The organism is Bacillus mesophilus, from assembly GCF_011008845.1.
GTDB lineage: Bacteria > Bacillota > Bacilli > Bacillales > SA4 > Bacillus_BS > Bacillus_BS mesophilus.
The window spans coordinates 198965-224753 of the sequence record NZ_JAAIWM010000002.1 but is presented as its reverse complement, the minus strand read 5'-3'; the positions used below and the strand labels follow the sequence as shown (position 1 = coordinate 224753).

Below are 25789 nucleotides of genomic sequence, written 5' to 3'. Positions count from 1 at the left end.
AATAAAAGTGATATAAATAGTTCTTTGAGAGGGGTCCTGATTTGAAGTTAAAAGACATAGCTGATCTTTTTATGATCAAAGAAACTCAAGGGGATATGGATATTGAAATTACAGGTTTACAAATGGATTCAAGAAAAGTGGAAAAGGGGAATTTGTTTATCTGCGTACCAGCCATAAAAGGATATCTAGAAGATAGACACTTCTTTGCACAGGATGCCGTTGTAAATGGTGCAGTAGCCCTTGTAGTAGAACGTGAAGTTGATATTGATGTGCCAAAGATATTTGTTAAAGACGCAAGGCAAGCGATGGCAGTTATTTCATCTCATTTTTATAATGATCCTTCAAATGAGATGAAACTTATTGGTATCACAGGAACTAACGGCAAAACAACTACTTCTCATATTATAGAAAAAATCTTTGATGACTACGGACTTAATACTGGTCTAATGGGTAATAACGGTATAAAGATTGGTGGTAAGATGTATCCAACTGATTTAAATACACAGGAGCCTCCAATTTTACAACGAAACCTTCGAAATATGAGGGAGAATAACACAGAATATTGTGTGATGGAAGTTTCGTCCCAAGGGTTAGACATGAAGCGTGTAATGGGATGTAACTTTAGTACGGCTGTATTTACCAACCTAACTCAAGACCATTTGGATTATCATGGTTCATTTGAAGAATATAGGAACACAAAAGGTCTCTTATTCTCAAGGCTAGGTAATTCATTCAATTCTAAAGATAGAAAATACACTGTTCTTAATGCAGATGACCCAAGTTTTGAGTATTTTCGTAAAGTTACTTCAGCAGAAGTTATTACTTATGGAATCAACAATAAATGTGATGTTTCCGCACAAAATATCACTATGACTTCAAAAGGAATCCGATTTTTACTTAGTTCCTTTAAAGGAGAAATCGAAATAGACCTAAAACTACTAGGGTGGTTTAATGTATACAATGCGTTAGCTAGTATCTCAGTAGCGTTAATTGAAGGAATACCTCTTCAAAGAATAAAAAGTAGTCTATCCCAGTTAACAAGTATCAATGGCAGAATGGAAATAGTGGATGAAGGCCAAGATTTTCTTGTTGTAGTTGATTATGCTCATACACCAGATGCATTAGAAAACGTATTGAAAACTATAAAAGAGTTTACTAAAGGTAAAGTTATTACAGTTTTTGGTTGCGGCGGTGATAGAGATAAAGGAAAACGACCAATTATGGGGGAGATTGCTAGTAGACACAGTAATGTTGTTTTCGTTACCTCGGATAATCCACGATCAGAGGATCCTATTAAAATTATGAATGATATTGAAAAAGGAATGATAAAGTCTAATTCAGTACCATATGAATTAGTGGTTAATAGAGATGAAGCGATTTATAAAGCAATCAACTTGGCTACTTCAAATGATGTTGTAATAATAGCTGGTAAAGGTCATGAGACTTATCAGAGTTTTAAAGACAAAACAATACATTTTGATGATAAAGAAATAGCGAGAACGGCAATATCTAAGAAGGAATATTAATTATTTAACATTAATCATAACTACTCTGCACGGTGCATTCTCTAGTATCTACTTTTAAAGTTTATGAACCCTCACTTTTAAAAAGGGGCTACAAGAGTTTGAGAGCAACACTACAAAGTGCTGCTCTTTTTACTTAGTAGAAGTGCTTTTACAAAATTCTCTTACTAAATCTTACATTTAATTGCATCTATTAGTAACTTCGATTTTCTTTATAGCCTAAAAGGCTTTAAAACTAACAACAAGAGGAGCGTTGTTAAACATATGGTGGCGAAAAGCTAGGTTGAGATGTTTGAAGGTTGATGGAGGAATTATTGCGAGATTTATTGAATAAAAGACTATTAAGTTTTTATCAGCTATTATATTGAAAACGAGTTGGAAGGTTGTTTTATAATAGTCAATGCCTTAATTATAAGAAAAGGTACAGAGAAACAATCATAAATGGGGGGATATTCATGGCGGATTATGTAAAAGGCTTAAGGAAGCTAGTTGGTAATACACCTTTACTTTTACCTGGATCTGTAGTTCTGATAGTAAATGAAGATAATGAGTTGTTATTACAACATAGAACTGATGGCGATTGGGGATTACCTGGTGGAAATACCGAAGTTGGCGAAAGATTAGAGGAAACCGCACGTAGAGAAGTAAAAGAAGAGACAGGTCTTGATATAGGAGAATTAGATCTTTTAGGAGTTTTTTCTGGTAAAGATTATTATTTAAAATTAAATAATGGTGATGAATTGTATTCTGTAACTGCTGTATATGTTACGAAGGAGTATAAAAGAACTTTAAAAGTAGATAAAGAGGAATCTATTGATGTGAAATTCTTTAAACTTAATGAATTACCCATGAATTTATCTGATGGTACTCGCAGTTTTATCACTCCGTACATAAAACAAATGGGTAAATATAAATCTTGAAAATGCTTATGTTGTTAAAGGGAAGGATAGTAAATGGTAAAACTACTAACAAAAGTATCTGATTAATCAGAATTACTTAAGGGGGAATAGTTATATTAAAAAAAGGCCATCTATTTCTGATATTCTTGCAAGCCTTCATTTTACTTGCAGGGTGTAGTATAAGTTCTTCTTCAGAAGGCTCTTATGCAGGTATATTAGTTGTCAATGAAACTGAATATTATTGGCAAGGGGACATAGGTAATGAATTTACCGTTGGTGATAAGATTGGTGAAGTTCAAAAAAAAGTGGAAATAAATGATATGCCTCAAGAAAACCTTTCGTCTAACTTTCTAGATTTAGGTGAAGAGATTTACATGTCTAATGAAGATGATAGGGTTATTATAGTTAAGAGAAGAACTGGAATTTTAGAAAAAATGACTAGAGAAGATTACTATACTGATAAATAAGGTAAGTCATGTTTATTATAGGTACGTAAGTCTATTAAGGGATGACCCTAATTATGAGATTTTATACAGTATTAAGGGAGTTAGTTTAATTACGGATACTAGTATATTCACTATTCTAGGAGGTAAATAAAATGGATTTTTTTCTTCTAATTCTTTCAATCTTACTATTGTTATTAGCACTTACAAAAGTGTCTAAAGTTAAATATTCTAATAGCGATTCCATTTTCAAGGATGCTAAACTTAATGTTATTTCTCTATTATGGGGAGTTTTAATAATTGCAACAATTATATTTATTCCATATCAAGTTTGGGTTTTAACAGGAAGCTCTACATACTGGGATGGCGCGTACATAGTCCTTGGAACAGCTCTAATAACTGCAATAATTTCTTTTGTTTTTTATTTTAAGATTGCTCTTATTTCAACTAAAAGGGTTTGATTATAGAATAGGGCTGGCCATTCGTCTTAGGAGGTTTAGTGACCATAACATGTAAGGTTATTGAAAAAAGAATGGTGGAATCTACTTGTTTATAATACTAACATTAGCATTGCTAATAATTACTATTGGACTATTGAAGTTCTTTTCTGTGAAGCGTCCCTTAGCTATTACTCTATTCGTCGGTTTAGTCATATCAACCATATCTACAATTAGTTTATGGTTGAATTACAAAGCAAGTTTCGGTGAACAAGATGGAATTAGCATTTCAAATATAATAAGTTATTGGATAATAACCGATGGAACTCAATGGACCCAGGAACTGTTTATGGATTACTTCATTTATGCATTGATTGTTAATATCCTTTTCACTCTTTTAGTAATCATCACTTTTTTTGCCAATAAGAGAACAATAGCTGCATGATTTATTTAACCATACAGGTGCGTTGATCAGAGAAGGACCTACGCACCTTCTCGAGATTGTATTGAATTATTCGTTGAATCAATTTAAACTATTGATTTTATTAATTGTCTTATTTTTTTAGGAGGGTGAGATGAGAAAGTTACTAATTGGTATTCCGATAATGACGATCATTTTTTGCTTATTTCTAGTTTATAATCACAAACAACTCCCCACTAAGGATGATGTCTTTAAAATTACGGCTAATTGGTCTCCAAAAACTGAAGAAGTCTATATGGTTAGGGAAATAGACGGGGACTGGTTAACTATATTCAAAAATAGTAGCACCACTATAGTAAGTCGTTTAGAACAAAACTGGTTGGGGTTTTGGGAGTTTAAAGATGACTTAGGTAGTGAATCCTCATTAGTTTCTACTCATTATCCTCGCGAAACAGACTTAGATTTTACATGGAATGCCTCAGGTAGAGATCATATACCAATATCATATTACTTTGGACAAATTAACAATCCTAAAATACAAGAAATAAAAATTGAAATTGAGAAAGACATATTTGAAAATGCCTTAGTAATTGACACAGGAGGAGCTCGTTTTTTCTTTTTAAAGTCTGAAAGACAAACGTTATTACCTATTAACATTAGGGGGCACTCTGAATCTGGCATTTTAATATATTCTACAGTGAAAAAATGGATGTTGAAGTAAATGTTGCAAATCTTGAATTAGGAGAGTTTAATTCCTCTCTAACGATCCTCTTTAGAACCTGTTGATAACACAGAATAAAACACATCCATACAGATTCAATCACCCGTTAGTAGTAACTGAATTAGCAGAGAGATTCTTGCTCTTTTTTTATTAGACGCGATATGATAACCACATTGGTAAGAGATAAATTACAAAAGATTTCCATTCACAGAAGGAGAATTTTGGTAAAATAGTAATAAAGATGAGAGGGGGATGGATATGGGGCTATTTAAGTCTAAAGAGACGAAAACAAAAGTGATTTCTGAGAATGAATTTAGCTGGAGTGAAAATAAAGTGAGCATAACAGAAGACGGATACCTCTTATCAGAAGGGGTTATGAATATCAATAGGATTCCTATTCGACATATAGAAACGGTTACTTATCACATTAATATGACGAAGGATGTCGCAGCCACTGAAATTCAGTTAGTGGGAAAGGGAGTCGTGTTAGGGGTTCTAAAGGTTGGAAATGAATTAAAAGATGAACTGCAAGATTGGTTACTAGCAAAATTAAAATTATAGTCTTTCATTATATCAATTTTTATTGCAATTAAAGGAAAGAATTGTTGGAGGGAGGGGAAAAAAGTGAATAGGTTATTTGGTATTTTAATAATAAGTTTATCGTTACTGACAAGTGCAGTTATTTTTCAAAATGCGTTTACGAATGGCGGAGGCCCCCCTCTTATAACAATTGTTTTTGTTTTAATTGTCTTTATGATAGGGGTTTGGCTAATTTTGTCTGGTGGTAGAAAGGAAATACAGGAAGAGCAGTATATTTCTAATGAAGAAATAGAAAAACAATTGGAAGATGAATTTAATAAATAACATGTTAGGCAATGGGTGCGATAATCCAAGAAGGACTATCGCATATTTTAGTTGAAGTTATTAAGCTTACGGGATTTTTACTACATTAATTCTATTGCTGATTTGAAAATTCTTATAGTGTTTTTGACTAAATGGAGTAGAGTTGAAGGAAAACAATGATTAATTACGGCATGGAATAATTGGGAAGAACAGTAAATGATGGAAAGGATGATAGTGAGTGGCTAAAAGTAAAATGGAGATTTTGGAATGGATTAAGGCACTTCTAATCGCAGTATTATTAGCATTTGTTATCCGTACCTTCTTACTTTCACCAATTGTAGTGGACGGGGCTTCAATGGAACCTACGTTACATAACGAAGAACAAATGGTTGTTACAAAATTAGATGAACCGAAAAGATTTGATATTGTAGTATTTCATGCATCAGAAGATAAGGATTATATAAAGCGAGTCATTGGATTACCAGGTGATCGTATAGAATACAAGGATGACGTATTGTACATAAATGGGAAAGCCTACGATGAGCCCTATCTAAACAATTTTAAACAAGGATTTGTGGAAGGTCCTCTTACATATTCATTTACATTGCAAGATACTCCCATAAAAAGTGAGGTCGTTCCAGAAGGACATCTATTCGTAATGGGAGATAATAGGCGATTTAGCCAGGATAGTCGTCATATTGGAGCTGTTCCAATGGAAGAGGTGGTAGGTACCACAAAGTTAGTTTATTTTCCTTTTAAGGAAATAAGAATAGTAGGTAGGTAGATACTTAATATTGTATTAATAACGTTGATCCATTAGGGTTAACGTTTCTGTATATAGGGCTTATTTTACTAATGAGCAGGATTGTTTAATACGGGGAAACAATTAGGATGGGGCATTTATAGCACCGTTGTTAATCGAATTTTTTTTTTTGTATATTACTATCTCAAATTGAAGTAATGAAAAAGTAGGGGGAAGAAAATGCATAATAGAATGTCTTATTTGGGATTAAAAATTCTTGGACTAACTATTTTCATTGTTCCATTGCTTCTGAAGGCTCTAGGTATCCTATTTGAACTTAGTAAGCCAACTGTCATGATCCTGATAATCTTAGGAGTAGTTTTTTTATTATTAGGAGATGTTCTTAAAAGGAAATATAAAAGGAAGGCACAAAAGAGTGGTCTCAAAGTAAATTAAATAGGTTTTATAACAGCAATTTTCCCAATACAATAGTCGGAATATTGTTGATATAATTTATTATAGACTTGAAGTAGATTTATATAATTATAACCACTTAACTAATAGATAAAAGGAGGGCAACTTGAGCTTCCTTGAATGTCAGATTAATCAGGATAGGAGGAATTGGTTAGATGGAGGCACTTGGTAGTTTGGGTTGGTTTTTATTACAGTTTATTTTAATTATTGGTTTAATTTCTTTTATCTTTTTTGGTGTTGGATCATTCTTTTCAAAACCCAAATTTAATAAGCAGAATGAAAACATTGAACAAAAATTAGATAGGATTATAGAATTACTTGAGAAGGAAAGAAAAGATTAAATTCATTTAACGATACCTCTCTCTTCAAATAAGGGGAAGTTAGTTTATCAAAAAAAATTGAAACTGTTTTATAAATACAACGTATACCTTTTATATACAAAAGATGAATAGAGGGGTGTAGGGGATGTCAAGACAAGGTTGCATTAAATGTGGAAGTACAGATGCTGCAAAAAAGGAAGTTGCTATGACTGGAACGGGTTTATCAAAGATGTTTGACATTCAAAACAATCAATTTATAGTTGTTTATTGTAAGAGTTGTGGTTATTCAGAGTTTTATAATAAGCAATCATCTACAGGGGCAAATATTCTAGACTTATTCTTTGGTGGATAAAAACAAAAAACGTAGCGATTATTCAATTAGAATAATCGCTTCTTGTTTGAGCTTATAGGAAATTTTAGTTTGATAAGAATAATGGGTTTTTATGGTGGAATTTAAGAGACGAGAGGAGGAAGAAAATGTGGAAACTTTACTTATCATTCTTTTTACTATTTATAATCACTTCTTGTTCCTCTAATGATATTAAGAGCGTAGAACAAATTGAGCTAATTTATTGGGAAAATGAGAATTCAAAGACTAGAAATGAATATGTGGATGATCAAGAAGCAATCGAAATTTTTGTTGATACAGTTAATAATGCAGAAGAATTAGGTAAACAAAAAATAATTACAACAAAGCCTTTATTGTCTTTTTCATTAGGCTTAGGAAAAGAAGAAAATAAAAATTATCACCTTTGGGTCACTGAGAGTGGTGAAGGATATATTCAACGGCTTTTACCAGATGCAAATGGAACTTTCAAAATAGATGATAAATCAGTTGAAAAACTTAAAAGCTTCTTTGAAGAAAAAGAAGATGTAAGTTTAATTTCAAGTGCAATTGAATTTGAAAAAATTGATTAACAAAACAGTTTTCTTATTAAAGTAACGTGTGAGATTGCTTAACATTGCTTTTTTACTACGTTGTAGAATACATCAATATCGGAACCTTTTGAGTGGTTACCGTAAAAATATAAGATTGTAAAGTGGAGTGGGTGTATTGGGATTCTTAATTAGTTTTATTATAGGGTTTTTATTTTTAGCGGTTGGCATTATAGCATTTTTCCCTCCTCCTAAATTGCCTTGGATTATTAGGTTTATCATCATTTTCATCGGTGTCGGTTTTACTATGTATTCTATTTTAGGGTTAATGGGTTTAGTTTCTTCTTGAACAAGCGGGAGCAAGTTACTGAGTAGCAGTCGCTTCTTGTGATAACGGAGAAGTTAAATCTGAAAGAGTTTTGAATAAGGATCCAGTTTTTAAGGAGGTCAAATATGGAATTGCTTTATGGTTTAATTTTTTTATTTATTTTTTATTTAATTATAAAAACAGCTGTTACAAAAGGAATAGATGATTCAAGAGTTATCAAAGAATTGAAAAAAGAAATAAAAGAATTAAAAAAGCAGATGTCAGTAGAACAAAATAGGGAAGAATCTAAGCACATCATAAATAGGAATGTGTGAACAGTATAAAAAGATTTTTGAACAACCGGAAAAGGTTAATTGAAGAGCGGAATTTAACTTGGTCGAAATCGGGCCGTATTTAGAATGTTTTGTAGTGATAAAAAAACAGAATGAGTGACGCGAGGAATATATCTTCTACACTTTTGCTGCGGGGGAACTTATGAAAATTCACTATTATTTAGGTTGGTTTAACAATTTCTTACCAGAGTCGCTGGGCATGCTTTTACAGGAGGATATGACAGATAGAAAATCGCTTGCTATGATAAGCTCGAATCCATCTATTTATGAAGATAATGGTACTACTGAACGCTCGTGGCTTGACCAGGTTGGCATTATGTTTGATGAATATCATTTAATTAATTATCAGGTACAGAAGGAAGATGCCCAATCTAAAATTCAAAATGCTTCAGTCATCTTCTTGTTGGGAGGAGATACTATAAATCAAAATAGTTTTTTGAAGGAATATGAATTAGTGGACTTCATTAAAAAAAGTAACGCCATAGTGATGGGAGCAAGCGCTGGTGCAATCAATATGTCCGCTAAATGGTTATGCTCGAAAAACCTTGGGTATGAAGTTGAAATGAATTCTGTTTATGATGGAATCGGTCTTGACAATTTTTCAGTCCTGTCTCATTTTGACCTTGAGAATAATATTGCACGGGTCCAAAACGAACTTTCTCTCCTATCTGAAGAAATTAATATATATGCGTCGAACAAAGATTGTGCTTTACGCGTAAAGGGGGACAAAATCGACGTTTTTGGCAATGTGTTTTTAATTTCCCACTCAAAGATTCAGAAATTGAATGAGACATTCTAATTGTAGTTGCAGGGAATGGGTATGGCTTATTAAATTTAAGGTAATATATTAATCTCGGTTTTTCTTAAATTGTTTTACAAGGATTCGAAAACAGGTAGGTATGTAGAGAGGATCTTTGTTTATGAGTATGAGGAATAAAATCATTTGTTCACTTCTAGTAATGATAGGTATTATCTTTAGTTATTTGGCACTGCAAAGTAATTTAATGGACACGAAATTAGGTTATTCTTTTGTTGCTATCATAGGATTTATGGAGGCTTATATAGTTACCAAAAGGAAGGAGTAAACGGTTGTTCCACTAAAGGGTGCATCAGCTGAGTAGGGTTTTAGTTACTTTAATCTCAAAATAATGAATACTTAAAGTTGGAGGTGCACTGGTGGAATTATGGGATGTCTATGATATAAATCGAACCCAAACAGACCGTACATGGGTTCGAGGTAAACAGCTTGAATCTGGGGATTTTCATTTAGTTATTCATGTATGTATTTTTAATTCAAACGGAGAAATGCTCATTCAACAAAGGCAGTCTTTCAAAGAGGGTTGGCCAAATCTGTGGGATCTTACTGTAGGAGGTAGTGCGATAGCTGGAGAAACAAGTCAAACTGCTGCCCAAAGAGAATTGCATGAAGAGATTGGTTTAAAAGTAGACTTTCAGCATATACGACCTCACTTAACAATTAACTTTGAGAATGGCTTTGATGACATCTATTTAATTCAGGAAGATGTACAATTACATATGCTTACTTTACAGTACGAAGAAGTTCAAGACGTGAAGTGGGCAAGCAAGGATGAAATTTTAACAATGATCAAAAATGAAGAATTTCTGCCATATTACGAAAGTTTTATCCACTTACTATTTGATTGCCGAAGCAAGCGTGGGACTATTCAAAAGTAAGAGATTTAACTTTATCTAAGAAAAGAGATAAACAGTTCTAATTAAACCGATAGGGTGTGAAATTATGAAAAAAATAATAATCATAATGTTTATTGTTATCATTTTCGCTATCAGTTTTTTGTGGTCTTTAGATTATATAAGTCATGACGGGGAATTCACAAAATGGAATCATTCTACAGCAGGACAAGAACAGTTTAAAGATGGCAGCCCTATATACTTGGGATATAACTTCACATGGGAAGGCTTTGGAAACCCCATACTAGAAAAGGTGGAATTTATAAAGAGGGATGGAACCATTGTTGCAAAGGATGATGATGAATTCCATATCGAACCCTATATAGCAAGTACAGAAAGAATTGGTGTGCTGGATGAGGACACTGTAATGAAAGAAGGACTTAATAACGATTTTGTAAATGTTAAGGATTTTCGGATAAATAAAAATTTTTACTTAGTATTACGTGTTAAATACGTTGGTAATGATCTTAATAATGTAGTTAATGATATAGAATCATTAAGATTCACATATAAAAAATATGGAGTGACCCAATTTCAAAACATCGCATTTAATGATGGAATTATTACGGGTGAATAAGAGTTTTCGCTAACGGTTGCGAGTCATAGCTAAACGAAAAGGAATAACAACTATCCTTACTATAAAGAGAGTGATTAATATGAATTTCCTAACCTATTATTTAGAAATGTTCTTTGTTATGGCAATCATCATTTTAGTTATATCATTTCTCAACAAAAAAGGTGTTTCAGTAGGAAGTTACAAAAAGAATTTCCCTCTTAAATTTTTTCTGGCAATGATACTGTTGGGGATTTTCATTCGAATTAGCTACTTATTTATTGGTTACGAATATTTTCTCAAAGAAACCGTTGAACCAAGTGTTGGGATTATTATTATTTATATTATTATAGCAATTATAAATCGAAATGGTTTTTTAGATAAACAAAATATAAACGATTGGGTTGCAGCAATACTCATTCTTAGTGGTATTGCATATTTCTTATTAATGATTTTTAATTGAATTCATTTTCATACAGTACAGGGTACGATAGCCAAGAAGAATCGTCACTTATTTTGGTTTAAGGTATTAAGCTATTTAAGCATTAGAGTTTGTAAGATATTCAGGGGATTAGGGGGGACGATTTCACTGATGAATAATACTCTTGTAACAAAGGTTAAGAGATTTATAGCTTTTTTAGTAATTGCAAGTTTAATGGCTGGTGTCTCATATCTTATCGTTTTCAAAGCCTCCATCCTACCAAATGGTTATGATCTTGTTAATGTGCAACATAATACTATATCGTTACAATCTTTCAATGTGATTGGAATTGAAAAGGAAATTACCATCGTAAGCTTTTCAGGAAAAGATATTTGGAAGATTGATGCCATAAAACATGAAGTAAATAGACATAAAGAATTTCTATGGCTGTTGTTTTTCGCGACTACTGTTTCAATATTTTTGTTAGTTTATAAGATTCGTAAAGGGAAGAAGGTATGGAAAGCAATAGTAGACAGTAATCTTATTTTTGCAGTATTGTTGCCATTATTCCCTCTTATTAACTCAGCGAATAGGATAACGGAACTACTTTCCTGACTACTATGAGAGTGAAGGAAGATTAATTGGCTACTTTTGTTAAGTAAAAAGGCAGTTTTGTTAATCGAAAAATTGGTTTTATATGGTAAAATATGAATTGAAAGGAGAGGGTAGTAATGAATTTATATTTTTTATTTAATATGTTAAGGAATATAATTTCTACTTTTTTTCAAGATGGAATCTGGGTTGTAGGCTTTTTTTACTTGTTACTGAAGATATATGAAGGTGATAGAGTAAAGCAATTTTCTAAAAACGTAATAGTAATTGTAATGGTAATCTTGTTTATTTATTCAGTAATAGTTAGTACATAAATTTTCTAAGGCATTAAGCTAAGAAGCGTTATGCCCTTTGTCGAAGGGAATCAAAACAAAATCGTTTGAAATAATCCCCTTCAATAAATAGCATAAATAGATCTTATCTAAACATCGAATTCACCACTTGTATTAATTCACTTTTTGCTTTATTGCTTGCACTGTGTTTGTGAATCTTAAAGCTAACAGAATATTGCAGACCATCATCAACAAAATTAATTTGGAAACCATCTGAAAGTTTCTTGATATATGTCTCTTCGCCATCTTTAACCTTTACTTGAACAAAACCTTGATTTATAGGGTTTAAGTTCTGGGTATTGAATGGAGATGCTTTAAGCGTCAGAATGCTTTCGTGACTTTTATACTCTATAGAGATTTTATCTTCATTGGTATGGCTCTTCACATGGGTTACATCATTAGGGAAATATGAAGGTACTAGGACTGTCTTATTATTTTTACTCTTATACGTCTTAGTTGCTCTAAGTTCATTCATAAAAGGGTTAGCCGCATCCGAAACAACTGTGATGTTAGTAACTTTATCCCTAGTTACGGTAACCTCCCAAATAAATGCGATTCTCCTAATTCCTTCGTCATGATCCTCTATTTTTTCTTCACCAAAGTAACCGATGAAGACCTTTGTATCTTTTTTAGATGAAGGTAGTCCTTGTATTCTTGTAATAGGAGTATCTTCTCTTATCTCAGGGATTTTGACAGTTGGTATTACCAGTTTTCTCAATTTATATTGGTCTCTTCTAAAAATTGCACCAATAAACTGCTGGCTAACACGATCAGTATCTGTCTCATCAGCTACTGATTCTATTGGGAACACAGCTGTAACCACCAACAAAAAGCTTAACAATAAATATAATTTTAATTTCATATTTAATCACCTATGTATATTATTTACAATAGAATAAATAGTTATGTTAAAATTCCATCCATCCACATAATCAGCAACAAGCATAATTCGTAAACTTCTAACGGATCCGATCCTTGTAAATTACGAATCTTATTTTACGTATAAAGTAACGGGAAGGAATATAAATAATTATGTATAAAAAAATGGCCTCTCATATGAAGCTTAAACCATTCGAAATTGTTATAATCATAGTTTTTACGTTACTGTTTGCTTATGACTATTTCCCAAGAACTTCACTCACAGGTACCATTCCACAAGGGATTTTAATTCCTATAATTTTAGGATTATTATTATTTAGTCTTCTATATAAAAAAACCAAAAACATAAACAGTAAAGAGATTTTAAAGTGGCAAATAGCCTTAACAGTATACATACTTTTTTTAATGTCCTTATTTACTATTTTAGGTGGAGAGTCATCAACTGGACTTTCTTTCGATAACGAATTAGTTTGGATTGTAATACTGTTTTCTCTATTTCAAATATACAATCAGTGGAAAAAGGTGAAGAAATCAGAAACATGAACTTGGTCAAGTGAAATTACGTATCAAAAAATCAAAAGAACTTAGGATAAATAAGAAATATATTTGAAACGGATTATGGAATTTATTCGTCAATATTACAAAGGTAGTTAAGGGAGGGTTTATCTATAAACAAAATGAGTAAAGTCTTATTTCTTATATCAATTAGTTTATTGGGCTGTCAGCAGACTAGTAAAAGCTTAGAACAGGTAACGATTGCTACAATAGTGAACAGTTCCGGAACATTAGTTGTAGAGGATAAAGAAACAATTGAATTAATTGAAGACGCAGTAAATAGTGCAGAAAAACAACCAGGTATTGTCAATATGGCAGACCCTGAATTTAAAATTGAGATCGGGGAGAGCACATATTATCTTTGGATTGATGAAAAATTTGGAACAATCATGAATACAGAGGATACACATACCATTTATTCTTTGTCCGTTAGTTCTGTTAGCAAAATTAATGAACTGATCTCGTATCATTATATAAACATTGGAGAAATAGCTTGGAACTTTTTAAAAGAAAAAGGTTGGAGTGAGAGTGCCCACGAAGAATTGAAAAGTGCAACAGTCACTAAAGTCTTAGTTACTAAAGAGTATGAGTTGTTAGAACAGAATTATGAAGGTAAAGAGGTATTCTCTGTTTCTTTTGAAGATAAAGAAAATAGTGTAGTAAGTACATCAATTATACTGGTTGATGTTGCTACAAACAAAGTTATAGGTTATCTGCCAGGAGAATAACAATTTCTTATGGTGAATAGCTTGAAAATGGTGATGTCAAATATAGCAGCTCTTATTGTGTGAAGGGCAATGCTGCTGTAAAGGATCATCCATTATAGACAATATTGTTTATGAAATCGAGGGGGAATCGTTGAGGAAAATTCTACTTACCCTTATATTTATCACCGGTGTTTATATATTGTTTCACATACTATTTAATTTGAATATCAATAAGCCACTAATTGTCTTTAATATAAATACTCATATTACTTTAAGTTTAGTAACCAACATGATCATATTGCTTTTTTGGGGTAGTTTATTGATCTATGCAATTTAATTTAATAAGTGATTGTGGAAGTTACACTTAAAGAAGTTGATTGGTTAAACTATAAATAAAATAAGACCACACCTGGTTATATAAATCTAACCTGTGTGGTCTTATTAATTTACACACGAAATCAACGGTGTTGTTGATAGTCTTCCGCAGGAATTAATGCTTGGATCTTCGTGATTTCTTCCTCAGTCAGCGGTATTGATAAACCAGCTTCAATGTTTTTTCTGACTTGAATAATATTACTAGCCCCAGGGATAACGGAAGCGACTGCTTTGTGGGCTAAACAATACTTAAGTGCAAATTCCTGTAATGGTCGTCTAGGAAGTGTCGTAACTAACTTTCCTAGGCTGTTTTCAATGTCTTCCTTTGATAGATGGAGGTATCCTTTTTCATTTACTCTATCTGCCCAGGCGTCTGTTAATAGACCTCTTGCAAGTGGACCTCTTGCGATCACGCTCACTGAGTGGTCAGCTAGTAAATCCAGTATCTCTTCTTCAGGACGACGATCGAACATACTATATTGCATCATGGCACTTATCATTGAGGAATTGTTTAGATATTCACGAATAACATTCGGTCTAATTGAAGAAATTCCGTAATAGCGAATATATCCCTCAGATTTGAGTTCCTCAAAAGCTTCGATGGTTTCATCAATGTGGTCCTCAATGGTACCTCCATGTAGCTGATATAAATCTATATAATCTGTTTGAAGTCGTCTAAGGCTATCTTTAACGGCTCTTTTTATATAAGTCTTACTAGGGTCCCAGCTCCAACCTTCCTGCTCATCTGCCCAGCGATTACCAACCTTTGTTGCCAAGATGATGGAGTCCCTTTTGTTCTTAATGGCTTCTCCAACAATTTCTTCATTTACACCGCGATCATATAAATCTGCTGTATCCAAATAATTAACGCCAAGCTCAATTGCTTCATCAATAATTGATTTTGCTTTTTCAACCTCTGTACCTAGTGACATACAACCTAAACCAATCTCACTAACATAAAGCTCGGAGTTTCCGATAGATCGTCTATTCAAGGGAATAATCCTCCTTAATAAATAGTCCAACAAGTTTAATACTTGTTCACTACAACTATCTTATCAAAACATTAGAAAAGGGGAAAATAAGTAGTCTAAGGTAGAGGAATGAAATTATACCTATCAACTATGTGGTTAGGTCTAGTGAAAATTAATCTTGCTACTTAGTAGATTTCTTGGCTGCAAAGGGAATAACATTATTCTTTTTCTTACCGGCTCTTTCATCAGCAATCCAATCAGCCACACTATCATAATGTTTACTATATTCTTTTAGCTTTCTTTGAATTTCCCAGGCTTTTCCCGCCATATATATACCTTGGTTATGCAGATGGATTTTCATTTTTAATTCCCCCTATTCACTATGATAAAATGTATGAAGGACTATACTTAGATAGAACGAGGAGCGAAAAACATGAAATCATCCTTTGAGGAAAAGACTCTCACTTCTAAAACATTATTTGAAGGAAGAGTAATTGATTTAGTATTTGAAGAGGTACTTCTACCAAATGGCAAAACCAGTACACGTGAAATAATCAAACACCCTGGTGCAGTAGCGGTAATCCCGATTACAAGCGATGGGAAAATCGTAATGGTTCGCCAGTTTAGAAAGGCGTTGGAGAGAGAGTTAGTAGAGATTCCAGCAGGAAAGCTAGAAAAAGGAGAGAAGCCCGAGCTAACAGCAAGAAGAGAGCTTGAAGAAGAAACAGGATATGAATGTGAAACACTAGATCATCTCATTTCTTTTTACACCTCTCCGGGATTTGCTGATGAAATTGTTCATGTATACATAGCAGAAGGTCTATCGAAAAAAGTGAATAAGCTAGAATTAGATGAAGATGAATTTGTTGAAGTCATAGAGTTATCTCTAGAGGAAGCAAAACAGTATATCCAGGAGCAAAAGATTTATGATGCTAAAACGGCTTATGCTGTACAATATTTAGAATTAAAGAAGGCAATGGAACGCTAGGCTATGGAAGAGTATTATGTTGATCTACATATACATATTGGAAGAACAGGATCAGGAAAGCCAGTTAAAATAACGGGTGCCAGGTCTTTAACGATCGAGAACATATTAATAGAGTCCACAGAGAAAAAAGGGATGGATCTAATCGGTGTTATTGATTGTCATGTCCCAGAGGTGCTTAATGAATTAGAACAGTTCATTCAAACAGGGGAAGTAGTAGAGCTAGAAGAAGGTGGCTTGCGTTTTAAACACGTAACACTCATTCTTGGATCTGAAATTGAGATCTACGATGATAAGTGTAAAGGTCCTATTCATGTACTAGCATACTTACCGACCATTGCCAAAATGAGAGAGTTTTCAGCCTGGATGAGTCAGCGTATGAAAAATATCACATTAAGTTCTCAAAGAATGTATGTCGATGGAATGGAACTGCAAAGGAAAGTCAAAGAGCTGGACGGTCTATTTATCCCAGCACATATTTTCACACCATACAAAAGCTTATATGGAAAAGGGGTAACAGCTACTCTTGAAGAAGTATTTGATCCAGCATATATAGATGCAGTTGAATTGGGTCTTAGTTCTAATACGGCAATGGCCGATCAAATAGAGGAGTTACATTCTTTTAGCTATGTTACGAATTCTGATGCTCACTCCTTGCCGAAAATTGGACGTGAACATCAGATCATGAAAATGGCTGCTCCGTCATTTGAGGAATTACGAAAGGTCCTGCATCGTGAAGAGGGAAGAGAAATTGTTGCAAACTATGGCTTAGATCCGAAGCTTGGTAAATATCACCGCACGACCTGTGATCAATGCTTAACCTTACTGGAAGATACAACAGTGGCATGTCCAGCATGTGGCTGTCAAAAGGTGGTTAAAGGAGTGTATGACCGTCTCCTTGAGCTGAGAACCTTTACAGGTGAGTTTCAACCTAGACCACCTTATATTCATCAAGTCCCACTTGAATTTATCCCAGGTCTTGGTCCCAAAACACTTGATAAACTTCGCGATTATTTTAAAACAGAAATGGCAATCGTTCACAAAGCACCTGAAGACACACTCAGAGAACTTGTATCGCCAACTGTTGCAAAAGCCATCATTTCTGCAAGGAATGGAACGCTCTCGTTTCAAGTGGGTGGTGGAGGAAAGTATGGAAAGGTAGATCATTAAGAAAAGCGCAAGCGCCCTGTTTAGCCTCAGGCATAGCAAATGTTCCTTCGAGAAAAAAAGGGTGGTTTTTCCCTTTTATTCTCGAAGGGTTATTTGACCTAGGAAAAAGTAAACTCCCTTTTTCCCTCGAGGGGCTGGGCGCTGGAGCTAGACATAGACTCCAATCGAAAAAACTTATACTTTCTTATCTGGTAAAACAGGCCCAAGTCATCATGATTTGGGCCTTCCCTATTTTGGTAAGAGAATACCCTATTTATATTTATCTATTTGTTGTTGAAATCTGATAAAATAGGTAAAAAGAAAGAGTTAGTAAAGGGGAATGCATCTTGTACAAGAAAATCATAAGAGTTGGGGTTATATTACTCCTTTTGTTTGTCGTACTTTTAGGAGTTGCCGGCAACTACTTTTACAATGTGGCTATTAACCGAGCTGAGGAAGGCCCTAAGCTTCATGGTGGAGGAGAAAGTGTAGCAGCTGCTAGTTTACTAGAAACAGAGGAACAACAAACGAAATTAGCTGAGCTTATGGAATGGACTGAGCAACAACATTTCGAAATCGTCACAATAAAATCTAATGATGGTTTAAATTTAAGTGGTCGTTTCTTGAAGAATGAAAATTCTAATGGAAAGGCAGTCATTCTTGCTCATGGCTATAAAGGTAATAGCGAACAAATGCCAGGTATTACAAAATATTACTATGATCTTGGGTATGACGTATTAAAACCTGATGCAAGAGGACATGGAGAAAGTGAAGGCGATTATATCGGTTATGGGTGGCATGATCGAAATGATTATGTGAATTGGATTCAATTTCTAATAGAAAGCAAGAATCAACATGCAATCTTTCTTCACGGTTTTTCAATGGGAGCAGCTACTGTTTTAATGACTAGTGGGGAAGAGCTTCCAGAACAAGTAAAAGGAATCATTGAAGATAGTGGCTATACATCTGTGAAGGATGAATTATCTCATCAGTTAAGGTATTTATACAAACTACCAGCGTTTCCTATTATGGAGGTTACAAGTGTCATTACTAATATAAGAGCAGGCTATACGTTTGAAGAAGCTTCCGCGATTGAAAGCGTGAAAAACAGTAAATTACCTCTATTTATCATTCACGGTGATCAAGATGCGTTAGTTCCAACTGAAATGGCGTATGAGATATATGATGCAGCAAATTCTAGGGATAAAGAGCTATGGATAGTAGCTGGAGCAGGGCATACAGAGGCGTATACAGTAGCGGAAGAGGAATATAAAGAGCGACTTAAGTTGTTTTTAGATCGTACATTGCAAGACTCGAAATAGGGAATGAGGTTATGCTCTATGAAAAAAAAGACTTCGAACCGATTTTTCATAATGACTATACTCTTGTGTGCAATACTATCCTCTTGTCAAACGGGAACTGAGGAGCCAGCTATTAAAATATCGGCTGGCTCTGAGGAATTACCTACTATTTATTATGGCGATGTATATAATGAAAAACAGGAAGAAATTGAAGCGAATATCAAGGAGTTTATGATTGGTAAACGATGGAGTGACTTACCCAGTGTTACGTATGGAGATACTATTCAAGTTCAAGCACGAAACTTTGAAGCTGAGGAGCTTGAAGTGTATGAGTATCTCCTTGATCAGAAGGGGAATATCGTTTCGGAATATGAAGGCCAACCATTGCACATGGGTTCTATAGTAGACGGAAAGCTAGAATTTATTTTCGAAAGCAGTTATGTATTAGAGCAATACCCAGAGCTTTCAGTTGAAGAGAAATTAGTGCATGGTCTCGTAATTCGCTGCAAAATTAATAATAGTTCTTTTGCATTTTCGACACTTATATTAGGTACTGAAGATTAATAAATAAAAAAATACACAAGCTGGGTAATGTCGTCACCAGCTTGTGTATTTTTTTTATCTAACAACCGAGTATATACAGGTATCTCGAAGCCCTGAACCATCCAATGCTAGATCATCATTTCTTAAAATTCCCTCTAATTCATAGCCGAGTCTTTCGGGTATAGCGCGACTTCGTTCATTTTTTGAATCCATTCTAATCTCAACACGCCTAGCATGTAGTTCATCGAAGGCAAACTTAGTGATTCCCTCAACAGCTTCTGTTATATAGCCCTTCCCTGCATATCTAGTATCAACCCAGTATCCGATCTCGAATTTTGGAACATCCCAGTCGATTCGATGTAATCCTGATGATCCGATAAACTCACCTGTTTCGAGGTGAAAGACTAGTAATCTTAAATCCTCACGTAACAAAAATTTAGCATGAGCCTCTCTAATGTTTTCTTCTACTTGCTCTAACGTCTGATCTTTCTTGGCAAATGGAAGCCAAGGCTTTAACTCTTCACAAGAAGCTTTAATAGCATCGTGAACGACCTTCCCGTCTCCTGGTTGTGGCATGCGAATGAACAGTCTTTTGGTTGAAAAGTGGCTAGGGAAATCTAGTAAGATTGGCTTCATGTTTGATGACCTCCGTATTCATTTTTCAGAGTATAGCATATAGATTGAGAGACCGAAATATTTTTTCACTATTAAATTGTCATAGATTTGGAAAAAGCTCATAAAATCAAATAAGAGCAATTAAACAAGTGTGTTTTTTTACATAGAGCTGATGGCCAATTGTGAATATGCGAATAGGAGGAGCCGTATGAAGAACCAATCACTGAAGCATGTTATATCTATACATATAAAAGAGCATTCCTCTATCTATTTATTTATTACTGTGTTATTTATGATGGGAATTGTATTTGGTGCGATTGTTGTTAATAGTTTGAGTCCAAGTCAGAAAACAGATCTTTATCTTTACTTAAGTCGTTTTTTTGGACAGGTTGTAGAGGGTGATTTTGCTAACGCAAATCAATTGTTTCTTCAAAGCTACACGCATCATTTAAAATATATAGGATTAATGTGGATTTTAGGAATTTCTATTATCGGATTACCGATTATTTTAATTCTGTTATTCTTAAAGGGAATTGTTGTGGGCTTTACAGTAGGATTTTTAGTAAATCAATTAGGCTGGGAAGGATTTTTATTATCGTTTGTTTCTGTCCTTCCACAAAACTTAATTATTATCCCAGCATTCATCATTGTGGGAACGATAGCGGTGTCATTTTCTCTGAGGTTAATCGGACAGATTATCTCAAAACGAGCTAATTTACCATTTATGCAAATCTTTAGTAGATATACTGGAGTTGCAGTGATTGTCTGCTTTGTAATCGCGCTTGCCTCAGCCTTTGAAGCATATAGTTCACCAATTTTAATGAAACAGGTTGTAAATATTATAAATAAATAATAATTATTAACTAGTATTATTTTTAAATCTTAAATAATAATGATTTTATTTTGACACTTTCCTCACATTTGCTATAATTAGGTAGTGAACGGCGAGGGAGGGAATTAATACAATGGAAAACCGCATTGATCGGATAAAGAAGCATCTACACTCTTCAAGCTATAAACTAACTCCTCAGCGTGAGGCAACCGTAAGAGTGCTTCTAGAGCATGAAGAAGACCATTTAAGTGCTGAAGATGTCTACCTCCTCGTTAAGGAAAAATCTCCTGAAATTGGACTAGCAACTGTGTATCGAACATTAGAACTTTTAACTGAGTTAAAAGTTGTTGATAAAATTAATTTTGGAGATGGCGTTTCCAGATACGATCTGAGACAAGAGGGTGCTGCACACTTCCATCATCATCTTGTTTGTATCGAATGTGGAGCAGTTGATGAAATTCAAGAGGATCTCCTTGGGGATGTAGAGGAAATCGTAGAGCGTGACTGGAACTTTAAAATTAAAGATCATCGATTGACGTTTCACGGTATATGTCATCGTTGCCATGGAAAAGAAGAAACCGTTGAGGAATAACCCTTTCATTTTTGAAGGGTTTTTTCTATTTTTAAAGTATAAAGTTTGTCCTAACTGGCATATACCTTCTAATAGAGAGTAATGTATCTTATGCAGATGGTTGTGATAAGGAGGCAAACAAGGATGATTGCATATCTTAAATTAGCTTTTAATACAGTTAAGGTATTTGTTTTGTTTACGGGATGTACCGTTTTATTTTATTATGGACTTATGTGGATTAATGAAGAATATCAGAACTACCATCGTTATGACGAGCCAACCGGGTCCGCCATTAAGGTAACGGCTATGGTTTCTGAAACAGAGAAAAGTTTAATTGACCGATTATGGTTATTTTATCACTTTGGGGAGTAGAAGCAGCTTGAAAGATCAATTACAGGATTTCCTACATTACTTAATCGTAGAACGCGGCTTAGCAATGAACACCATTCAATCCTATGAGCGAGATTTAAAAAAATATATTGTTTATATATACGAAGTTGAAAAGATTGAATCACTTGAGACAGTCTCTCTATTCAATATTTTAGGCTTTTTAAAACAGCTAAAGGAATCGGGACTATCCTCTAGAACACTTGCCCGACATATCGCTTCCATTCGTTCCTTTCATCAGTTTTTATTGCGAGAAAAGGCTGTGACGCATGATCCTTCTGTTCATGTGGAAACTCCTCAACCAGAAAGAACCTTACCGAAGGTGCTGTCAATGAAAGAGGTTGAGCTCTTACTTGAAACTCCGAGTCTAAAAACAGCTTTTGGCGTAAGAGATAAAGCAATGCTTGAGGTGCTATACGCAACAGGAATTCGTGTCTCTGAGCTAATTAACTTAGATTTGGGAGATATTCATCTAACGATGGGATTCTTAAGATGTGTGGGAAAAGGGAATAAAGAGAGAATTATTCCAATTGGACGGGAAGCAACACAGTCATTAGAAAATTATATAAACGTGGCGAGACGTGAGTTGGTCGGAAAGAAAACAACCGATGCATTATTTTTAAATCATCATGGTAACCGTATCTCTCGTCAAGGGTTCTGGAAGATTTTAAAACGGTTAACAAAGGAAGCCGCAATAAAAAAAGATCTTACACCGCATACCCTACGACATTCATTTGCCACCCATTTACTTGAAAATGGAGCAGATCTTAGAGCTGTCCAGGAGATGCTCGGACATGCTGATATTTCAACAACCCAAATTTACACACATGTAACAAAAGCTAGAATGAAAGATATATATAAAGCATTTCATCCACGAGCCTAGAACCCATTTTTCTAGGCTTTTTCTATTAATTATATATTTATAGATTGATGGAGTGGCATCCAAACGTTATACTTTAAGTTGTCTGACCTCTGACGATTGAAAAATTGATTAATCGAAAAATGATACTAAATAATGGTATGTTGGGGAAGATAACAGAAGTAAATGAAACATTAAGGAGGGAACGCTTTGACAAACAATAATCCTTTTAAGCGTATATTTTTAGTCGTAATGGATTCAGTTGGAATTGGTGAAGCACCTGATGCAGAAGAATATAACGATTTAGGTTCAAATACACTTGGACATATAGCAGAGCATCGAAATGGACTACATATGCCGAATATGGCAAAGCTTGGCCTAAGCAATATTAATGAAATTAAGGGAATAGAGAAAGCAAATCAACCTCTTGCCTATTACACAAAAATGCAAGAAGCATCTACTGGAAAAGATACCATGACAGGGCATTGGGAGCTCATGGGTTTACATATCACCACACCTTTTAGAACATTCCCTGATGGATTTCCACCAGAGCTCATTCAACAGCTTGAGGAACATACAGGAAGAAAGGTGATCGGAAATAAACCAGCTTCTGGAACTGAGATATTAGATGAACTAGGCGAAGAGCATATGAAAACAGGAGCCTTAATTGTCTATACTTCAGCAGATTCTGTATTACAGATAGCTGCACACGAGGAAATCATTCCGATCGAAGAGCAGTATGAAATATGTGAGTTTGCCAGGAAGATCACCTTGGATGAGAAATATATGGTAGGGCGAATTATTGCAAGACCATTCCTTGGAGAACCAGGTGCATTTAAGAGAACAACAAATCGCCATGATTATGCCTTAAAGCCATTCGGTAGAACAGTAATGAATGAGTTAGCTGACAATAAGCTAGATGTCATTTCAATAGGGAAAATTTCTGATATCTTTGATGGAGAAGGAATTACCCAGTCTCTACGGACAAAGTCAAACATGGATGGAATGGATCAGTTAGTAAAAACAGTGAATACCGATTTTACTGGTTTAAGTTTCTTAAATCTTGTAGATTTTGATGCGTTATATGGCCATCGAAGAGACCCTGATGGTTATGGTCAGGCTTTAGAAGAGTTTGATGCTAGACTTCCAGAAGTGCTAGATCATCTTAAAGAACAGGATTTGTTAATCATTACGGCAGATCATGGTAATGATCCAACACATCATGGTACGGATCACACAAGAGAGTATGTTCCTTTGCTTGTATACAGTCCATCCTTTAAAGGGACGAATGAATTACCACTGCGTTCAACCTTTGCAGATGTGGGGGCAACCATTGCCGATAATTTTAACGTTACCATGCCAGAGTTCGGTGCAAGCTTTTTAAATGAATTAAAAAAGGGGTAATCTTATGGAGAAAGCAATAGTAGAAAAGTCAGCAAGTTATATAAAAGAGAAGCTACATGAAACACCTACAATAGGATTAATTCTAGGTTCAGGGTTAGGTGTACTAGCTGACGAAATTAAAAATCCTGTTAAAATCCCTTATCACGAGATTCCAGAATTTCCAATCTCGACGGTTGAGGGACATGCAGGACAATTAGTAATTGGTGACCTTGAAGGAGTTCAAGTTGTAGCCATGCAAGGGCGCTTTCACTTTTATGAGGGGTATAGCTTACATAAAGTAACGTTTCCTGTCAGAGTCATGAAAGAATTAGGTGTGGAAACAGTAATTGTGACAAACGCTGCTGGTGGAGTGAATACTTCCTTTAAACCAGGTGATTTAATGATTATTACGGACCATATCAATAATATGAGTCAAAACCCTTTGATTGGAAAAAATGAGTCTGAGTACGGGGTACGCTTCCCAGATATGTCTAGCGCTTATTGTCCGGAACTTCGTAAAAAGGCGAAGGAAGTAGCAAGTCGTCTGGATATCACCTTACAAGAAGGTGTGTATCTTGGGAATACAGGACCTTCTTATGAAACTCCGGCAGAAATTAAAATGATTAGAGCTCTAGGTGCGGATGCAGTTGGAATGTCTACGGTTCCAGAGGTCATTATTGCAAGACATGCTAACTTAAAGGTGTTAGGGATTTCATGTATTTCAAATATGGCAGCGGGTATTTTAGATCAGCCACTAACTCATGATGAAGTTATAGAAACAACAGCTATGGCCCAGGCAAGCTTTTTATCGCTTGTTAAAGAGGTTGTGAAGGAAATGGGAGGAAATCAATAATGGAGAACTTATTATCAAAGATGAACGAAGCCGTAGCATACATAGAGGAGCAAACAAATATTAAGCCAGAGTTTGGTTTAATCTTAGGTTCTGGACTAGGCGAGTTAGCAGATGAAATTGAAGAAGCAGTTAAAATAGATTATGAAAAAATTCCTAATTTCCCAGTTTCAACGGTTGAGGGACATGCTGGTAAGCTTGTTGTTGGTAAACTTCAAGGTAAACCAGTCATTGCGATGCAAGGAAGATTCCATTTTTATGAGGGATATTCTATGCAAGAGGTTACGTTCCCTGTTCGTGTGATGAAGGGGTTAGGCGTACATTCAATCGTTGTTACGAATGCTTGTGGTGGGATGAACAAAGATTTCGAACCAGGTGACTTAATGTTAATTGAAGATCACTTAAACATGACAGGAGCTAATCCGTTAATTGGACCGAATGAATCTGAGTTAGGGCCTCGCTTCCCAGATATGAGCCGTGCTTATACTAGGGAGTATATTCAGACTGCAAAGGACGTTGCACAAAGCCTGGATATAAATGTACAGCAAGGTGTTTATGCTGGTATAACCGGTCCAACTTACATGACACCTGCAGAGCTAATCATGCTTCGTAATCTAGGAGCTGACACAATTGGGATGTCAACAGTACCTGAAGTAATTGTTGCAAGTCATATGGGCTTAAAAGTGTTAGGGATTTCATGTGTAACGGATATGGCGATCGGAGAAGAACTTGAGCCATTAACGCATGAACAGGTGGTACAAGTAGCGAACAGAGCAAAACCGAAGTTTATCAAGCTTGTAAAGGAATTCATTGCAAAGGTTCAATAGATTAGAAAGAGCC

The 25789-nt window shown here is 34.7% G+C and carries 35 protein-coding genes; 31 read left to right on the top strand and 4 right to left on the bottom strand.

The features are described 5' to 3' along the window. The first annotated feature begins 41 nt into the window (after window positions 1–41). From G4D63_RS06460 to G4D63_RS06375, 18 genes are all read left to right on the top strand, one after another. Complete coding sequence (locus tag G4D63_RS06460; RefSeq protein WP_163178832.1) at window positions 42–1526, top strand: UDP-N-acetylmuramoyl-L-alanyl-D-glutamate--2,6-diaminopimelate ligase; 1485 nt, start codon at window positions 42–44, stop codon at window positions 1524–1526. A 452-nt stretch (window positions 1527–1978) separates the two neighbouring features. After that, a complete protein-coding gene (locus G4D63_RS06455) occupies window positions 1979–2443 on the top strand; it encodes an NUDIX hydrolase (protein ID WP_163178831.1) in 465 nt (154 codons plus the stop codon). Window positions 2444–2568: 125 nt separating this feature from the next. Beyond that, a complete protein-coding gene (locus tag G4D63_RS06450) occupies window positions 2569–2889 on the top strand; it encodes a hypothetical protein (protein WP_163178830.1) in 321 nt (106 codons plus the stop codon). A gap of 131 nt (window positions 2890–3020) precedes the next feature. Continuing rightward, on the top strand, window positions 3021–3326 hold the full coding sequence (locus G4D63_RS06445; RefSeq protein ID WP_163178829.1) for a hypothetical protein: 306 nt from the start codon (window positions 3021–3023) through the stop codon (window positions 3324–3326). A gap of 551 nt (window positions 3327–3877) precedes the next feature. Further along, complete coding sequence (locus G4D63_RS06440; RefSeq protein WP_163178828.1) at window positions 3878–4444, top strand: hypothetical protein; 567 nt, start codon at window positions 3878–3880, stop codon at window positions 4442–4444. A 258-nt stretch (window positions 4445–4702) separates the two neighbouring features. Then, entirely contained in the window at window positions 4703–5005 is a 303-nt protein-coding gene (locus G4D63_RS06435) for a hypothetical protein (RefSeq protein ID WP_163178827.1), read from the top strand. A gap of 63 nt (window positions 5006–5068) precedes the next feature. Then, window positions 5069–5308, top strand: coding sequence for a hypothetical protein (locus G4D63_RS06430; protein WP_163178826.1), 240 nt, complete (start codon window positions 5069–5071; stop codon window positions 5306–5308). Between the two features lie 217 nt (window positions 5309–5525). Beyond that, entirely contained in the window at window positions 5526–6071 is a 546-nt protein-coding gene (gene lepB / locus G4D63_RS06425) for a signal peptidase I (protein WP_163178825.1), read from the top strand. 198 nt (window positions 6072–6269) lie between these two features. Further along, on the top strand, window positions 6270–6485 hold the full coding sequence (locus G4D63_RS06420; protein WP_163178824.1) for a hypothetical protein: 216 nt from the start codon (window positions 6270–6272) through the stop codon (window positions 6483–6485). 173 nt (window positions 6486–6658) lie between these two features. Beyond that, complete coding sequence (locus G4D63_RS06415) at window positions 6659–6844, top strand: DUF4083 family protein (protein WP_163178823.1); 186 nt, start codon at window positions 6659–6661, stop codon at window positions 6842–6844. A 124-nt stretch (window positions 6845–6968) separates the two neighbouring features. After that, window positions 6969–7175 carry a zinc ribbon domain-containing protein gene (locus tag G4D63_RS06410; RefSeq protein WP_163178822.1) on the top strand — a complete coding sequence of 69 codons (207 nt, stop codon included), beginning with the start codon at window positions 6969–6971 and terminating at the stop codon, window positions 7173–7175. Window positions 7176–7300: 125 nt separating this feature from the next. Beyond that, a complete protein-coding gene (locus tag G4D63_RS06405) occupies window positions 7301–7741 on the top strand; it encodes a YhfM domain-containing protein (RefSeq protein WP_163178821.1) in 441 nt (146 codons plus the stop codon). Between the two features lie 411 nt (window positions 7742–8152). Further along, the gene (locus G4D63_RS06400; protein ID WP_163178820.1) at window positions 8153–8341 is read left to right on the top strand and encodes a hypothetical protein; all 189 of its coding nucleotides are present in this window, start codon (window positions 8153–8155) and stop codon (window positions 8339–8341) included. 160 nt (window positions 8342–8501) lie between these two features. Beyond that, on the top strand, window positions 8502–9158 hold the full coding sequence (locus G4D63_RS06395; protein ID WP_163178819.1) for a Type 1 glutamine amidotransferase-like domain-containing protein: 657 nt from the start codon (window positions 8502–8504) through the stop codon (window positions 9156–9158). A gap of 377 nt (window positions 9159–9535) precedes the next feature. Next, window positions 9536–10054 carry an NUDIX domain-containing protein gene (locus G4D63_RS06390; RefSeq protein ID WP_163178818.1) on the top strand — a complete coding sequence of 173 codons (519 nt, stop codon included), beginning with the start codon at window positions 9536–9538 and terminating at the stop codon, window positions 10052–10054. 64 nt (window positions 10055–10118) lie between these two features. Then, window positions 10119–10646 carry a hypothetical protein gene (locus tag G4D63_RS06385; RefSeq protein ID WP_163178817.1) on the top strand — a complete coding sequence of 176 codons (528 nt, stop codon included), beginning with the start codon at window positions 10119–10121 and terminating at the stop codon, window positions 10644–10646. A 79-nt stretch (window positions 10647–10725) separates the two neighbouring features. Beyond that, window positions 10726–11085: a hypothetical protein gene (locus G4D63_RS06380; RefSeq protein ID WP_163178816.1), complete on the top strand. Its 360-nt coding sequence runs from the start codon at window positions 10726–10728 to the stop codon at window positions 11083–11085. Between the two features lie 129 nt (window positions 11086–11214). Next, on the top strand, window positions 11215–11658 hold the full coding sequence (locus G4D63_RS06375; protein WP_163178815.1) for a hypothetical protein: 444 nt from the start codon (window positions 11215–11217) through the stop codon (window positions 11656–11658). Window positions 11659–12072: 414 nt separating this feature from the next. Here the strand turns inward: G4D63_RS06375 and G4D63_RS06370 are convergent, their stop codons facing one another. Beyond that, entirely contained in the window at window positions 12073–12849 is a 777-nt protein-coding gene (locus G4D63_RS06370; RefSeq protein ID WP_163178814.1) for a hypothetical protein, read from the bottom strand. 170 nt (window positions 12850–13019) lie between these two features. Between G4D63_RS06370 and G4D63_RS06365 the strand changes: the two genes are divergently transcribed. After that, on the top strand, window positions 13020–13409 hold the full coding sequence (locus G4D63_RS06365; RefSeq protein ID WP_239585910.1) for a hypothetical protein: 390 nt from the start codon (window positions 13020–13022) through the stop codon (window positions 13407–13409). A gap of 134 nt (window positions 13410–13543) precedes the next feature. Then, on the top strand, window positions 13544–14149 hold the full coding sequence (locus G4D63_RS06360) for a YhfM domain-containing protein (RefSeq protein ID WP_163178813.1): 606 nt from the start codon (window positions 13544–13546) through the stop codon (window positions 14147–14149). Window positions 14150–14586: 437 nt separating this feature from the next. Here the strand turns inward: G4D63_RS06360 and G4D63_RS06355 are convergent, their stop codons facing one another. Both G4D63_RS06355 and mciZ read right to left on the bottom strand, forming a co-directional pair. Further along, window positions 14587–15495: an aldo/keto reductase gene (locus G4D63_RS06355; protein WP_163178812.1), complete on the bottom strand. Its 909-nt coding sequence runs from the start codon at window positions 15493–15495 to the stop codon at window positions 14587–14589. Window positions 15496–15655: 160 nt separating this feature from the next. Further along, window positions 15656–15835 carry a Z-ring formation inhibitor MciZ gene (gene mciZ / locus G4D63_RS06350; protein WP_163178811.1) on the bottom strand — a complete coding sequence of 60 codons (180 nt, stop codon included), beginning with the start codon at window positions 15833–15835 and terminating at the stop codon, window positions 15656–15658. A gap of 72 nt (window positions 15836–15907) precedes the next feature. Between mciZ and G4D63_RS06345 the strand changes: the two genes are divergently transcribed. The 4 genes from G4D63_RS06345 to G4D63_RS06330 all read left to right on the top strand — a co-directional run bounded on the left by G4D63_RS06345 (window position 15908) and on the right by G4D63_RS06330 (window position 19473). Continuing rightward, window positions 15908–16462 carry an NUDIX hydrolase gene (locus G4D63_RS06345; RefSeq protein ID WP_163178810.1) on the top strand — a complete coding sequence of 185 codons (555 nt, stop codon included), beginning with the start codon at window positions 15908–15910 and terminating at the stop codon, window positions 16460–16462. Between the two features lie 3 nt (window positions 16463–16465). Next, window positions 16466–17629, top strand: a complete 1164-nt coding sequence (locus G4D63_RS06340; protein WP_163178809.1) for an endonuclease Q family protein — start codon at window positions 16466–16468, stop codon at window positions 17627–17629. Between the two features lie 326 nt (window positions 17630–17955). Beyond that, entirely contained in the window at window positions 17956–18930 is a 975-nt protein-coding gene (locus G4D63_RS06335; protein ID WP_163178808.1) for an alpha/beta hydrolase, read from the top strand. Between the two features lie 18 nt (window positions 18931–18948). Next, a complete protein-coding gene (locus G4D63_RS06330) occupies window positions 18949–19473 on the top strand; it encodes a hypothetical protein (protein WP_163178807.1) in 525 nt (174 codons plus the stop codon). Between the two features lie 54 nt (window positions 19474–19527). Here the strand turns inward: G4D63_RS06330 and G4D63_RS06325 are convergent, their stop codons facing one another. Beyond that, the gene (locus tag G4D63_RS06325; RefSeq protein ID WP_163178806.1) at window positions 19528–20088 is read right to left on the bottom strand and encodes a GNAT family N-acetyltransferase; all 561 of its coding nucleotides are present in this window, start codon (window positions 20086–20088) and stop codon (window positions 19528–19530) included. A 187-nt stretch (window positions 20089–20275) separates the two neighbouring features. On the opposite strand from G4D63_RS06325, the gene spoIIM reads away from it, so the two are divergent. The 7 genes from spoIIM to G4D63_RS06290 all read left to right on the top strand — a co-directional run bounded on the left by spoIIM (window position 20276) and on the right by G4D63_RS06290 (window position 25776). Further along, window positions 20276–20920, top strand: coding sequence for a stage II sporulation protein M (spoIIM, locus tag G4D63_RS06320; RefSeq protein ID WP_163178805.1), 645 nt, complete (start codon window positions 20276–20278; stop codon window positions 20918–20920). Window positions 20921–21032: 112 nt separating this feature from the next. Next, a complete protein-coding gene (fur, locus tag G4D63_RS06315) occupies window positions 21033–21491 on the top strand; it encodes a ferric iron uptake transcriptional regulator (RefSeq protein ID WP_163178804.1) in 459 nt (152 codons plus the stop codon). 123 nt (window positions 21492–21614) lie between these two features. Continuing rightward, window positions 21615–21842, top strand: coding sequence for a YqzK family protein (locus G4D63_RS06310; protein ID WP_163178803.1), 228 nt, complete (start codon window positions 21615–21617; stop codon window positions 21840–21842). Between the two features lie 7 nt (window positions 21843–21849). Beyond that, entirely contained in the window at window positions 21850–22740 is an 891-nt protein-coding gene (gene xerD, locus G4D63_RS06305; protein ID WP_163178802.1) for a site-specific tyrosine recombinase XerD, read from the top strand. 186 nt (window positions 22741–22926) lie between these two features. Beyond that, window positions 22927–24120 carry a phosphopentomutase gene (gene deoB / locus G4D63_RS06300; RefSeq protein ID WP_275580259.1) on the top strand — a complete coding sequence of 398 codons (1194 nt, stop codon included), beginning with the start codon at window positions 22927–22929 and terminating at the stop codon, window positions 24118–24120. A gap of 4 nt (window positions 24121–24124) precedes the next feature. Beyond that, window positions 24125–24952: a purine-nucleoside phosphorylase gene (locus G4D63_RS06295; RefSeq protein ID WP_163178801.1), complete on the top strand. Its 828-nt coding sequence runs from the start codon at window positions 24125–24127 to the stop codon at window positions 24950–24952. Further along, the gene (locus G4D63_RS06290) at window positions 24952–25776 is read left to right on the top strand and encodes a purine-nucleoside phosphorylase (RefSeq protein WP_163178800.1); all 825 of its coding nucleotides are present in this window, start codon (window positions 24952–24954) and stop codon (window positions 25774–25776) included. Before G4D63_RS06295 ends, G4D63_RS06290 begins: the two co-directional genes overlap by 1 nt. Window positions 25777–25789: the final 13 nt, after the last annotated feature.